Origin of the sequence: Paraburkholderia sp. BL18I3N2 (assembly GCF_003001875.1) — a bacterium.
GTDB lineage: Bacteria > Pseudomonadota > Gammaproteobacteria > Burkholderiales > Burkholderiaceae > Paraburkholderia > Paraburkholderia phytofirmans.
In genome coordinates this window covers 154728-168213 of record NZ_PVNC01000011.1, presented here as the reverse complement: position 1 = coordinate 168213, position 13486 = coordinate 154728, and the positions used below count along the sequence as shown (strand labels likewise).

Sequence of the window (13486 nt, the reverse complement as noted above, 5' to 3'; positions counted from 1 at the left end):
TAGGGCAACACAAATATATCTCCCATCGCATGGATGGCATGCCTGCCATGTCGCGATGCTTATATCCTTTAGGGGACGCCAAAGTAGCTTCGCCGCCCGCGCGTTTACACCTACGGTTTGTCACATAGATATGAAAGGGTTTTGAGGGCTTTCACGGCTGAAAACGGAGTTCGACGAGCTAGTGAATCGGCCGGGCGCGGCATGAACCGTGCTTCGGCCAGCCTGTCAGATCGCCTGCAAAACCGGGGCCGCCCGACGTCGCGGGTTACACTCTGGCCCGTACCTGTCTCAACTGCGGCGGCCGACTGCGCCCGTCCGCACCGGCCCATGGAGTCCTTCTTGATGAGCGGCGGTTTTTCGCGTCCTGCCTGGCGTCTCTTGATTCTTGCTGTGTTCGCGCTGTTCGCGCTGTCCGGTTGCAGCCTGCTGTGGGGCCCGCAGCAGGCGCCGATCGTCGAAGCCACGGTGATGCCCGTCGAGCCCGCCAGCGCGCCCGTGGCCGCCTCCGCTCCCGAACCGGTCGAGACCGAAGCGGCCGAACCCGAGCAATCGAAAAAGCCGAAGAAGCCGGTCGTCAAGCCGCACAAGGTCGAGCCTCCGCCGCCAGTTGTCACGGCGCCTCCGCCGCCTCCGCCGCCGCCCCCGCCGCTGATCGTGCTGCGCACCATCGAGCGCAATGAGGCGCACGCGCTGCTCGATAGCGAAGTTCAGAAGCCCGACGGCAAAGTGGTCGGGCGCGCGATCGATCTGATCGCCGACGCCGGCGGCAAGCCGCGTGAGATGGTCGTGAACCTGCAAGGTTTCCTTGGCGTGGGCGACCGCAAGGTGAACTTCCCGTGGAGCGCGTTCCGCTTCACGCCGACGGCGAAAGCCGCGCCTATCACGCTCAACGCCGCCGCGATTCCGGCTAGCGCGGCCAAGGCCGCCGCGGCTGCCGTGCAATTGCCGCTGATCGACGCCACTGTCGAGCGCTCGAACGGCGCCAAGGTCGGCCGCGTGATCGACGTGCTGATCGATGCCAATGCGCAACCGCAGGCGGTCGTACTCGACGTCAACGGCATGGTCAGCACCGAACGGCGCACGATTGCCGCCAACTGGTCGGCGCTGCGCTTCGTCACGAAGGACAAGGAGTTGCATCCGCTCATTGATCTGAGCGATGCGCAGATCAACGCGACGCCTCCTTACGCAAGCGACAAACCGATACGCGCGGTGTCGCCCGCGCCACCACCGGCGCCCGCCCCTGCTTCCGCGCCCGCCGCTGTTGCGGCGCCGGCCGCCGCGGCCACGTCCACGGCGGTGTCCAACGCACGGGCGGCCCGATGACAGGCCGCACTCTGGTAACGGCGCGCAGCTTGCGCGCGCTCGATTGGCTGAATTTTTTCGTCGCCAACGTGCAAACGGGTTTCGGACCGTTCATCGCGTCCTATCTGGCCTCGCATAAATGGACGCAGGGCGAGATCGGCATGGCGCTCTCCGTGGGCACCATCAGCGCGATGGTGAGCCAGGTGCCGGGCGGCGCCGCCGTCGATGCTTTGCGCAACAAGAAAGGCGCCGCGGCCTGGGCGATCTTCGCGATTATCTTCAGCGCGGTGCTGCTGGCCGTCAGTCCGACGGTGCTGCCGGTGATCGCCGCCGAAGTCTTTCACGGCTTCGCGAGCTGCATGCTGACGCCGGCGCTCGCCGCGATCTCGTTCGCGCTGGTGGGACGCGCGAATCTCGGTGACCGGCTGGGGCGCAACGCGCGCTGGGCGTCGATCGGCAGCGCGGTCGCGGCCGGGCTGATGGGGGTGTTCGGCGAGTACTATTCGCCGCGCGCGGTGTTCTGGCTGACCGCCGCGCTCGCCGTGCCCGCGCTGTTCGCGCTGACGATGATCCAGCGCACCGACACCGTAGAACTACCCAAGGCCGGGCCAACGCCGCAGCAGATCGAGCGGCGCGAGAGTCTGCGCGAGTTGCTGCGCGACAAGCGGATGCTGTTGTTCGCGGCGTGCATCGTGCTGTTCCATTTGTCGAATGCGGCGATGCTGAATCTCGCCGCCGGCGAAGTGACGGCTGGCATGGGCGACAACGTGCAGCTCGTGATCGCGGCGTGCATCATCGTGCCGCAGGCGATCGTGGCGATGATGTCGCCGTGGGTCGGGCGCTCGGCCGAGCGATGGGGGCGTCGGCCGATTCTGCTGCTTGGGTTTTCGGCGTTGCCGATACGGGCGTTGTTGTTTGCTGGAATCAGCAGCCCTTATTTGCTGGTGCCGGTGCAGATGCTCGACGGGTTGAGTGCCGCGGTGTTCGGGGTGATGCTGCCGTTGATTGCCGCCGACGTGGCCGGCGGTAAGGGACGTTATAACCTCTGTATTGGGTTGTTTGGGTTGGCGGCTGGGATTGGGGCTACGTTGAGTACTACCGCTGCTGGGTTTGTCGCCGATCGGTTTGGTAATGCGGTTAGCTTTTTTGGGTTGGCTGCGGCTGGGGCGTTGGCTGTTTTGCTGGTGTGGGCGGCGATGCCGGAAACGCGCGATGCGGCGGCTGAGGATGAGGCGCCGGTGGCGGATGGGGGGGAGTCCGCGGTGCGGTGATTTTGGAGTGGGGTTTTTTGCCGGCGTGGCGGGGTGGGGGTCTTCTCGCGGGTGTTGGCCTTTCCTTGCTTTGTTAGCGGTCTATTGGCGTTGCCCCTGTGCGGGGCGGCACTTACTTCTCTTTGCCGGCCGCAAAGAGAAGTAAGCAAGAGAAAGCGGCTCACACCGCTAATTCTTAAGCGGGTCCCCCGCGCAGTCGCCGTAGTGGTGCATCTGGAATCCGTGTTTTCGCACAGCTAGCGCCGGTGACCAAGGGCTCATCAGCTCCCACTCCGCACTGCGTGCGTCGCGGATGGGTCTGCTTGGGAAACCAAAGGTTTCGATGAGCGCAGCGAATCAAGAGCGACAGCAAAAGTATGAGGTACTGACGATTCGGACGTATCGGGCGGTGTTATGAAATCCGCTTCGGCGCGCGTAGCGCCGCCGGAAGAATGACTGCTTTGTCACTCACGCGGAGTGTGCGAGAGCACAGATTCCAGATGTGCCACTACCGCGGCTGCGCGGGGGACCCGCTTAAGAATTAGCGGTGTGAGCCGCTTTCTCTTGCTTACTTCTCTTTGCGGCCGGCAAAGAGAAGTAAGTGCCGCCCCGCACAGGGGCAACGCTAATAGACCACCAACAAATCAAGGAAAGGCCAACACCCGCGAAAACACACCCCAACCCGCCACGCCGGCAAAAAACCCTACCCTATATCCCGCCCAGCAGTCTCCCGCATAAACGGCAACGGCAACAAAGAAACGACCCCACACCCAATCAGATACCACGCCGGCGCGAGGTTGCTACCAGAAACCTGAATCAACCAAGTAGCAAAAAACTGCGCAAACCCACCAAAGATAGAAACCCCGAGACAATAAACAATCGACATCCCAGTAGCACGAATCTCGCGAGGAAACATCTCCGGCAACATAACGATATTAGGCACAGCGGTAAACGCAACAAGCACCGCCAAACCAGCGACCACCGCCAACAAAACCGGCACCGTAGGCGAAGCATTGATCATCATGAACGCCGGATACACCGCCACAATCAGCAACACGCGCGAAACCCACAACACACGCTTACGTCCAACGCGATCGGACAACGCGCCAGCAAACGGCGAACAGATCACCGTCACTACGGCAGCAGTCCACGCAGCCCAGAGCGCCGACGACATCGGCAAATGCAAAATCCTGATCGCATAAGTCGACAGATAAAACAGCACGATGTAGTTAGCCGCAGTCCCACCGATCGTCGTCAACACACCCGTCGTGATCACGCGCGAATGCTCGCGAAACAACTTGCGCACCGGCTGCGAAGCAGGCTGCAAACCCGGCTGCGAACCCGCCGCGCCATCTTCCACACCTGGCAGCGTCTCACTCAGATGCCGCCGGATATAAATCCCAATCGGCCCCATCGCCATGCCGATCACAAACGGCACGCGCCACCCCCAACTCTCCAGCGCCGCGGTCGAGAGCGCCGCCGCCAACGCGACACCCAGCAACGACCCGCACACCGTATTCAACCCTTGGCTCACGAACTGCCAACTGCCGTAGAACCCACGCGTCTTATTGCTCCCATACTCCAGCAACAACGACGTCGACGCACCGACCTCACCACCCAAAGCAAAACCCTGAATCAGGCGCGCGAGAATCACGAGCAACGGCGCGGCAACCCCAATCGCCGCATACGTCGGCGCAAACGCGATGATCGCGGAGCCCAGCGTCATCAGCCACAGCGTGAGGCTCATCGCGGCCTTGCGACCCGCGCGGTCCGCATACGCGCCAAGCACGATGCCGCCCACCGGCCGCATGATGAAACCGACGCCGAACGTGCCGACCGCCAGCATCAGTTGCGCAAGTTGCCCCTCCACCGGGAAATACAGCTTGCCGATGATCGTCGCAAAGAAGCTGTAGATCGTGAAGTCGAAAAACTCGAGGCCGTTGCCCAGCGTGATCGCGGCAATCGCCTTGGCGTGGCTCGTGCGCTCGACTGGCTGCGCGGCCGGCGTGCTCTGCATGCTCAACGCGTCGGTGACTGCGGGTTGCGGTGTGGCGGAATAGTCCATCTGTGTCTCCGTGATGTCTTCCTGCTAATGCGCGGCGGTTTTGCCCGCTTATGCAAACGCTGTGGCGTCAGGCCAGAAACGTCTGCGCGAGTCTCACCCAGTAGGCGGCGCCGGTGGCGAGGCAATCGTCGTTGAAATCGTAGCCCGGGTTGTGGACCATGCAGCCGCCCTCGCCGTCGCCATTGCCGATGATCAGGTAGCTGCCGGCGCAACGCTCGAGCAGGAACGCGAAGTCTTCGCTGCCGGTGAGCGGTTGCATATCGGCAATCAGGCCATCGTCGCCGAGCCAGTCGAGCGCGACTTGCCGCGCGAGTCCGGTCATGGCCGCATCGTTGACGAGCACCGGATAGCGACGCTGATAGTCCACCTCCGCACGCGCGCCGAACACGGCCGCCTGGCCGCACGCCACCGCCGTGATGCGTTCCTGCAGATAATCCCGAACCTCGGGTTTCAATGCACGCACCGAGAGGCGCATCTCGGCGGTCTCGGGAATCACGTTCGGCGCTTCGCCCGCGTGAATGGCGCCGACGGTGATGATCGCCATGTCGAGCGGCGCGATATTGCGCGACACGATGGACTGCAACGCCAGCACGATCTGCGCGCACACCACCACCGGATCGACGGCCTTATGCGGCACCGCGCCATGACCGCCGCGCCCTGTCACCTTGATGATCACCGTATCCGACGAAGCCATGAACGAGCCCGGCAGGAAGCCGAACTTGCCGGCCGGATAGCCCGGCATGTTATGCATCGCGAACACCGCATCGCACGGAAACTTGTCGAACAGGCCGTCTTCGAGCATTTTTTTCGCGCCGGCCAGGCCCTCTTCGGCAGGCTGGAAAATCAGATTCAACGTGCCGTCGAAGCATTTTTCCTGGGCCAGATGTTTGGCGGCGGCGAGCAACATGGCCGTGTGGCCGTCGTGACCGCATGCGTGCATCTTGCCGGGCAGCTTGCTCGCATACGGCAGGCCGGTGGTTTCATGAATTGGCAGCGCGTCCATGTCGGCGCGCAGCCCGAGCTTGCGCGTGCCATTGCCGACTTTCAATTGACCGACAACGCCCGTCTGACCCAGCCCGCGATGCACGGTGTAGCCCCATTCCCGCAGGCGTTCGGCGACCAGGTCGCCGGTGGCGAACTCTTCGTAAGCCAGTTCGGGATGCGCGTGGATCTGGCGGCGCAGCGCGATCATTTCATCTTCGAGTTCGGCGATGCCCGCCGGAATGGCCATGGTGTTCACGTCGTGTCTCCGTCATTGAAAGCGTGAACCCAGCATAACGACGCCGATTTTCCAGCGGCAGGCGTAAAATCGTTGCGGCAGCAACCCGTGGTTGCCACCCTCTTCCCATCCAGTCAGATGAAACTGCATCAGCTCAGCACCTTAGCGGCCATCGCCGATACTGGAAGTATCCGGGCTGCGGCCCGTTCGCTGGACCTGTCGCCGGCCGCCGTGACCAAGGCGATGCGCGAACTGGAAGCCGATCTGCAAGCGCCACTGGTGGTGCGCAGCGCGAGCGGCGTCGCGTTTACGGAGTTCGGCCGCGCGCTGGTCGTGCATGCGCGCCTGGTGTTGGGGCAACTGCAGCGAGCCCAAGCCGAGATCGAAGCGCTCCGCGGCGCGGCGGCCGGCAAGCTGTCGATCGGCGTCACGCCGTGGGTCGCGTTGACGTTTCTGCCGCCCACCGTGCAGCGCTTCCGGCAGCGCATGCCGGAAGTGCAACTGGAGTTCTTCGAAGGCTTGCTCGCGGTCGTGCAGCCGCGTTTGCGCGACGGCAGCCTCGATTTTTCGATCGGCCGCCCGCCGCCCGCTTCGCCGCAATCGGAGTTTCACAACGTACCGCTGTTTTCCACGCATTCGGCCGTGGTCGCGCGGCGCGATCATCCTAAGGCCGGCTGCCGCACGCTGCTCGAACTGGAAGACGCGGAGTGGATCTTGAACTGGGACCCGGCGAGCCGGGAGTCGATCTCGGACAATGTGTTCCGCAAGCGTGGCATGCAGGTGCCGCACACCATCCTTCTCGCGCATTCGCTGGCGGTTGTGCTGGGCTTGCTCGCACACACGGACATGCTCAGCATTTTTCCATGGCCGCTCGTGGAAGTGACGCTCGCGAAGGAGCAGTTGTGGGCGCTGCCGCTGCGCGAGACAGTCGATGAAACCATCGTCAGCATCACCTCACGCCGCGGCGCGCCGACGAGTCCGGCGGCCGCGTGCTTTCTCGACTGTCTGCGTGAAGTGATCGACGAAGGGGCGCGCTCGCACGATCCCGAGCAGCGCCGGCTGTTTCATTCGATCGAGTTGCTGCTTTAGTTATTTCGCCGCGCGGTAGAGATTCAACCCTCGTAACCGACCACGCCCTTGATCTCCAGAAAGTCCTCCAGACCGAACTCACCGTACTCGCGTCCATTGCCCGATTGCTTGAAGCCGCCGAACGGCGCCTCGGGGTTGTAGTCCGCGTAGTTCAGATAGATCGTGCCGGTGCGCAGGCGCTTCGCCACCGCACGCGCGTGCTCGATCGAGCCGGACTGGATGTAGCCCGCGAGACCGTAGAGGCTGTCGTTGGCCATCGCGATCGCTTCCTCTTCGGAGTCGTAGGCGAGGATCGACAGGACCGGCCCGAAGATTTCCTCGCGCGCGATCGTCATGTCCGGCATGACCTTGCCGAATACAGTCGGCCGCACGAAGTAGCCGTCCTTCAAACCTTCGGGGCGGCCCGCGCCGCCGGCCACCAGCGTCGCGCCCTCTTCGATGCCCATGCCGATCAGCCGCTGGATCTTGTCGAACTGCTGTTCGCTGATCACGGGGCCGAGGTCCGTGCCCTTCGCGTCCGCGGGACCGACGTTCAATGCTTGCGCGGCTTCTTTCGCATACGCCAGTGCTTCGGCTTCGCGCGCACGCGGCACGAACATGCGCGTGGGCGCATCGCACGACTGGCCGCTGTTGTCGAAACAGGCGCGCGCGCCGCGCATCACGGCTTCTTTCAGATCCGCGTCTTCGAGAATCAGATTGGCCGACTTGCCGCCCAGTTCCTGATGCACGCGCTTGACGGTATCCGCCGCGGCCTTCGCGACCTGCACGCCCGCGCGCGTCGAGCCGGTGAACGACATCATGTCGATGTCAGGATGCGACGACATCGCTTCGCCCACGGTGCGGCCTTCGCCGTTCACGAGGTTGAATACGCCGGCCGGCACGCCTGCTTCGTCGAGAATCTCGGCAAAGACGATGGCGGACAACGGCGCCAGCTCCGAAGGCTTGAGCACCATCGTGCAGCCGGCCGCGAGCGCGGGCGCGACTTTGGTGGTGATCTGCAAGGCCGGCCAGTTCCACGGCGTAATCAGCCCGCACACGCCGACCGCTTCCTTGCGGATCAGAATGCCGCTCTTCACGTACTCGAACTCGAAGGTATCGAGCGTGCGGATCATGGTCTCCAGATGCGCGACGCCGGTCCATGCCTGCGCATCGTTCGCGTACTGCAGCGGCGCGCCCATCTCGCGGCTGATTGCATGCACCATGTCGTCATAGCGCTTGCGATAGACGTCGAGGATCGCTTGCAGCAAGTCGATGCGTTGCGCGATCGTCGTCTCGCTGTAGGTGGGAAACGCGCGCTTCGCGGCGGCGACGGCGCGATCGACATCCGCCGCGCTGCCGAGCGAAATCTGCGCGAACGCGGCAGCGGTGGACGGATCGATTACATCGAGCGTGGCCGCGTTGGTCTGGTCGACCGGGTCGACCCACTGACCGTCGATATAAAACTGTTTGGCGTGTTGCATGGGGCTTGTCCTCTACATGAAAGTTTCAGGTCAGACGCGGAGCAAATCGCACCCGCAGCGGCGTCGCCTGCTTCACATCGACGCCGCTCAATCTGAATGTCTTCAAATCGAAATTCATCGCTACGCAGCTTTGGCTCAGACTCCGGCTTCGAATCCATTTTTCGCATCGACTCAACGAGTGCGACTTCGATCCAATCAACCAGGAGAGACACATGAGCAACATCACTTTCACCCGTATCGACGCTAAAGGCCCTGGCGCTTCCGGTCTGAACCCGGCCCTGCACGATCCGGCCGACGTCATTCTCGACGGCGCCAAGGCACCGCACGCCCTCAACGCTTACTCCGACGCCACCAACATGTTGTCCGCCGGCGTATGGCAATGCGATGCGGGCACACTGAAGCTGGCCGACCTGCCGATTCACGAAGTGTGCGTGCTGATCGAAGGCGAAGTCGTGATCACCAGCGACGACGGCCGCAGCGAACGCTATGCCGCCGGCGACGCCTTCATCCTGCACAAAGGCTTCTCGGGCACGTGGCATATGCCGGTAGCGACCAAGAAGTACAGCATCGTGTACTGCGGTTGATTCAAGTACTGCATTGCGCTGCTGCTTCACTGGAAACCGCATCTTTCAGGGTGCGGTTTTTTTATGCTGGTGAAAAAAGCCGCGTCCGCGCACATTGAGCGGACGCCTTTTCGTTACATCGGAAAACCCAGCGCCTTGATCGAATTGATCCACAGACGACGCCAGCCGCCGCGATCATCCGCGCCGTCGAACGCGTTGAAAGTGATCTTCGCGGCGATCCAGCGCACCGGTTCCGGCGGGATATACGACGGCCCCTTGCGCGAAATATCGAGCGACGTGATCACCGTATCGCGATGCCACAGCATGTCGAGGCCCATCTTCGCGCCGAAGCGGCTGCCCGCCACGCCGAAGCCCGTATAGCCGGCGACGAAGACGCTCTTGCCACCGTGATAGCGGCGCGCGAACACCGCGCCGCGTGAGCAGTAATCGATCGGGCCGCCCCATGCATGCGTGAAACGCACGTCGTCGAGTTGCGGGAAGGTGCGATAGAACGCTTCGGCAAGCTTGTAATAGGTACTCTCGTCGCGATCTTCCGCGGGATTCGGATTGCCGCCGAAGTGATAGCTGACCCGTCCGCCGAAGATGATGCGGTTCTCCCTGGTCAGCCGGAAATAATTGAGCTGCGTACGTGTGTCGTAAATGCCCTGGCGATTCTTCCAGCCGATACGCGCCATCTGCTCGTCGCTCAACGGCGCCGTCGCGATGATGTGATCGCGCACCTGCATCACGCGGCGTTTGATGTCAGTCACGCCGACGTCCGCGGTGCCCGTGCCGAGCAGCACGCGCGGCGTTTCGATGCGGCCCGCCTGCGTGTGCACGATCATCTTCGCACCGCAATCTTCGAGACGCGTGATCGGTGAATGTTCATGCAAACGCACGCCGAGTTTCAGCGCGGCGGCCTTCAAACCCCACGCGAGTTTCGCCGGATGAATCGTGCCGCTGCGATTACGCGACCACATTGCCCCGGCGAAAAGCGGCGAATCGAGTTGCTCGCGCGCGCCTTTGCTGTCGAGCAAGACCACGTCGTGTCCATGTGCAACATGCAACTCGTAATCGCCCTTCAGATGACCGAGATGACCCGGATCGACCGCGACCGTCATTTCGCCGTTCCATTCGACGTCCGCCTCGATGCCGTAGCGCGTCAACGATTCCTTGAAGCCGTCGAGATTCTCCTGCCCCAGCTTCTCGAGCACGTCGAGGTCTTGCGGAAAAACGCGCGTCGCATTCGGCAGACCGTGCATCACCGAAGTCGAGATGATGCCGCCCGGACGGCCCGAGGCGCCGTACGCCACCTTGCCCGCCTCGACCAGCACGACGTCGAGTGACGGATCGGCTTCTTTCGCCTGGATCGCGGCCCACAGACCGGTAAAGCCGCCGCCCACCACGACCAGGTCGGCGGTGGTCGGACCGATCAATTCCCGTTCGACAACCGGCGCGCGCGGATTGTCCAGCCAGAACGGAAACAGTTTTACCCCTTCAAACGCGCGCTTTACTGACTCGCTCATCCTGTTTGCCTACTCAATTTAAATGCATTGCTTGTACTGCACGAAGCCGCGCACATTGGGCTGCGCTTCAACCCGCGTCCTGCGTATCCAACTCTGCCTCGCGCTCGCGTTCCGCACGCACCCGCGACTGCACGGCTACCTTAAGCTTAGTCGCCGGCACCACGGGATGCACGGTCACATTGTGTTGCGAACCGCCACGCAGCCAACGTCGGCCTTGCGGTCCATACACGCCGTCCGGTTCCGGAAAGCACTGCAACAAAGCGATATACAATGCGGCCGCCAGCGTCAGCGAAACCGGCATGCTGATGTCGAGACCACCGGCGAGCTGGCCGAGCGGGCCGACGAACTGATCCGGCAGATTGACGAAGCACAGGCTGATCGCCGCGCTCGGAATCCATGCGCCCATCGCGCGCCAGTTCCAGCCGTGCGTGAACCAGTAGTGACCGCCGCGGCCGCCGCGATTGAACACCTGCAAGTCGTCGGACAGATAGAAACCGCGCCGCGTGACGAAGCCGATGATCATGATCACCATCCACGGACAGCTGCAGACGTTGATCAGCACCGAGAACGTCGACACGCTTTCGACCAGGTTGAACGCGAAGCGGCCGAGGAAAATGAAGCCGATGGCGAGGCTGCCGATCAGCAACGTGGCGCGCACGCGGTTCAGGAACTTCGGAAACATGCTCGACATGTCGAGGCCGGTGCCGTACAGCGCGGTCGTGCCCGTCGACATGCCGCCGATGATCGCGATCAGGCACACCGGCAGGAAGAACCAGTTAGGCGAGATGGCCAGCAAACCGCCCACGTAGTTATTCGACGCGATGAAATCGGGCGCCTTGCTGGCGATGATCGTCGCCGTGGCGAGGCCGAAGAAGAACGGCACGAACGTGGCCAGTTGCGCGAGCATCACCGCGAGGATCGTGCGCTTTCTCGGCGTGTTCTCCGGAATATAGCGGGCCCAGTCGCCGAGCGTGCAGGCGAACGAGACGGGATTGCTCATCGCGACCAGCACGGCGCTCACGAACGCGGGCCAGAAACCCACCGAGCCGAGTGCGACCTTGCCGGCGTAAGCGCCATCGAATGACTTGGTGAACGCGAACAGACCCACCACGAACAGAATGCTCGCCGCCCACACCGCGATCTTGTTGACCCACAGCATGAAGCGGAAACCGTACACGCACACGGTCAACACCAGCACGGCGAACAGACCGTAGGCGAAGCTCAGCGTCATCCAGTTGACCGGCAAACCGAGCAGATGGTTCGCGCCGCCCACGAGCGCGTCGCCCGAACTCCACACCGCCAGCGAGAAAAACGCGACTGCGGTCAGCACCGCCAGAAACGAGCCGACGATCCGCCCGTGAATGCCGAAATGCGCGCCCGACGAGACCGGGTCGCTGGTGCCGTTACGCGGACCGAACAGGCTCATCGGCGCGAGAATGCACGAGCCGATCAGCACGCCGAGCACAATCGACCAGACGCCCGCCTTGAACGACAAACCGAGCAGCACCGGAAAACTGCCGAGCACGGACGTGGAAAAGGTATTGCACCCGCCGAACAGCAAGCGGAACAGATCGATCGGCCGTGCATAGCGCGAGCGATCCGGAATGCGTTCGAAACTGAATGTTTCGACTTGAGTGATGCTGTTACTGCTCATTGTCTCCGACTCCTGTAACGGCCAGGTCAATCACAATGGCTCGCCACGGGGATGCGGCGTCCACTTTTCTCAGATGTCTGGACGCCACTGTAAAGACAATCGGCGCGGGCAAAAATATCGTCTGCCCAACCTTTACTTCGATCTCCCGCGATGTAACCCACAAGTCCCGTCCGGCAAGGCTCTGTGGGCAAGTGAAAGGCCGTATAGGGACTCCCCGCAGCGCTCGCGAAGCGCAAACGTCGAAGCGAATCGCGAGAATCCCCTCGCCTTTTTTGCAGAACCTACGCCGCGTCCCCGCCGCCCGCCTGGCGCGTCCGGCGGCGTTTTTTGGCGGCAGCGACGGCAGGCAGCGGCACCGGCACCGCGCCCGACATGCCGTGCTCGATCAGAAAATCGCGGAACAACCCGGCCACATGCGGCAGGCGTTTATCCGACACATGCATCACATACCAGTCGCGCTCGATCGGGTTGGCGGGCATGGGCAACAGCGCGAGCAGGCCCGCCTGAAACTCGAGCGAACAGGCGTGCAGCGACAGGAACGCGATACCCAACCCCGCTTCCACCAGCTGCTTGATCGCCTCATTGCTCGATAGCTCAGAGCCGATGTGAAGCTTAAGGCCCGCAAGGCGAAACAGATTCTCGACGGTAGAACGCGTGCCCGAACCGCGTTCCCGCACGAACAGATTCGCGCTTTGCAGATCGTCGAGCGACAAACGCTTTTTCTTCATCAGCGCATGCGCGGGCGAGGCGACGAACGCCATCGGATGTTTGGCGAATGCGGTTGCCGCCGTGCGCAATTCGCGCGGCGCGCTGCCCATCACCGCGAGATCGATTTCATGCGTTGCCAGCATACGGATGATGTCGGCGCGATTGCCGACCTTGAATTGCACCTTCACTTGCGGACGCGATTCTGTGAAGCGCACCAGAAACGGCGGGATCAGATACTCGGCCGTGGTGATCGCGCCGATCCGCAGCGTGCCGCCCTGCTCGCCATGCAACGCGGCCAGATCGTCGGCCGCGCCGTTCCACAGGTCGAGGATCTCCAGCGCATAGCGGGCGAGAATCTCACCGGCCGCGGTCAACTGCACGCCACGGCCCACGCGCTGCAGGAGCGGCGCGCCCGCAGCCTCTTCCAGCAGACGCACCTGTAGCGACACAGCCGGTTGCGTAAGCCGCAATTCCTCGGCCGCGCGTGACACGCTGCCGAGCTTCGCAATCGTATGCAGGGTCTTCAACTGACGAAACGTCGCGGCTTTTAACATAAGTGAAAACCTATATGTCCCGTATAAACATTAAATTGTGCTGCGGTTTTCGCCGATTCTATACTGGCCTGACAGATGGGCCGGCGAATGCCTGGA

General features: G+C 62.7%; 10 protein-coding genes. 4 read left to right on the top strand and 6 right to left on the bottom strand.

Translation table 11 applies throughout. The features are described 5' to 3' along the window. The first annotated feature begins 342 nt into the window (after positions 1-342). Both B0G75_RS25920 and B0G75_RS25915 read left to right on the top strand, forming a co-directional pair. Positions 343-1323, top strand: coding sequence for a PRC-barrel domain-containing protein (locus B0G75_RS25920; protein ID WP_106312302.1), 981 nt, complete (start codon positions 343-345; stop codon positions 1321-1323). Beyond that, on the top strand, positions 1320-2573 hold the full coding sequence (locus B0G75_RS25915) for an MFS transporter (protein ID WP_106312299.1): 1254 nt from the start codon (positions 1320-1322) through the stop codon (positions 2571-2573). The genes B0G75_RS25920 and B0G75_RS25915 overlap by 4 nt, the downstream gene beginning before the upstream one ends. A gap of 682 nt (positions 2574-3255) precedes the next feature. On the opposite strand, the gene B0G75_RS25910 is transcribed toward B0G75_RS25915, so the two are convergent. Further along, complete coding sequence (locus B0G75_RS25910) at positions 3256-4617, bottom strand: MFS transporter (protein WP_181309342.1); 1362 nt, start codon at positions 4615-4617, stop codon at positions 3256-3258. 67 nt (positions 4618-4684) lie between these two features. Next, on the bottom strand, positions 4685-5857 hold the full coding sequence (locus B0G75_RS25905; protein ID WP_106312296.1) for a M20 aminoacylase family protein: 1173 nt from the start codon (positions 5855-5857) through the stop codon (positions 4685-4687). A gap of 117 nt (positions 5858-5974) precedes the next feature. Here B0G75_RS25905 and B0G75_RS25900 point away from each other — a divergent pair, with 117 nt between their 5' ends. After that, entirely contained in the window at positions 5975-6925 is a 951-nt protein-coding gene (locus B0G75_RS25900; RefSeq protein ID WP_106312293.1) for a LysR substrate-binding domain-containing protein, read from the top strand. A gap of 23 nt (positions 6926-6948) precedes the next feature. Here B0G75_RS25900 and B0G75_RS25895 read toward each other — a convergent pair whose 3' ends face one another. After that, on the bottom strand, positions 6949-8385 hold the full coding sequence (locus B0G75_RS25895) for an aldehyde dehydrogenase family protein (RefSeq protein ID WP_106312290.1): 1437 nt from the start codon (positions 8383-8385) through the stop codon (positions 6949-6951). Between the two features lie 212 nt (positions 8386-8597). On the opposite strand from B0G75_RS25895, the gene B0G75_RS25890 reads away from it, so the two are divergent. Continuing rightward, on the top strand, positions 8598-8969 hold the full coding sequence (locus B0G75_RS25890; RefSeq protein ID WP_012432544.1) for a cupin domain-containing protein: 372 nt from the start codon (positions 8598-8600) through the stop codon (positions 8967-8969). Positions 8970-9082: 113 nt separating this feature from the next. On the opposite strand, the gene B0G75_RS25885 is transcribed toward B0G75_RS25890, so the two are convergent. The 3 genes from B0G75_RS25885 to B0G75_RS25875 form a co-directional block, all read right to left on the bottom strand. Beyond that, positions 9083-10474, bottom strand: a complete 1392-nt coding sequence (locus tag B0G75_RS25885) for an FAD-binding oxidoreductase (RefSeq protein WP_106312288.1) — start codon at positions 10472-10474, stop codon at positions 9083-9085. Positions 10475-10541: 67 nt separating this feature from the next. Further along, positions 10542-12128, bottom strand: coding sequence for a cytosine permease (locus tag B0G75_RS25880; protein WP_106312285.1), 1587 nt, complete (start codon positions 12126-12128; stop codon positions 10542-10544). A 281-nt stretch (positions 12129-12409) separates the two neighbouring features. Further along, positions 12410-13390 carry a LysR family transcriptional regulator gene (locus B0G75_RS25875; protein WP_106312282.1) on the bottom strand — a complete coding sequence of 327 codons (981 nt, stop codon included), beginning with the start codon at positions 13388-13390 and terminating at the stop codon, positions 12410-12412. Positions 13391-13486: the final 96 nt, after the last annotated feature.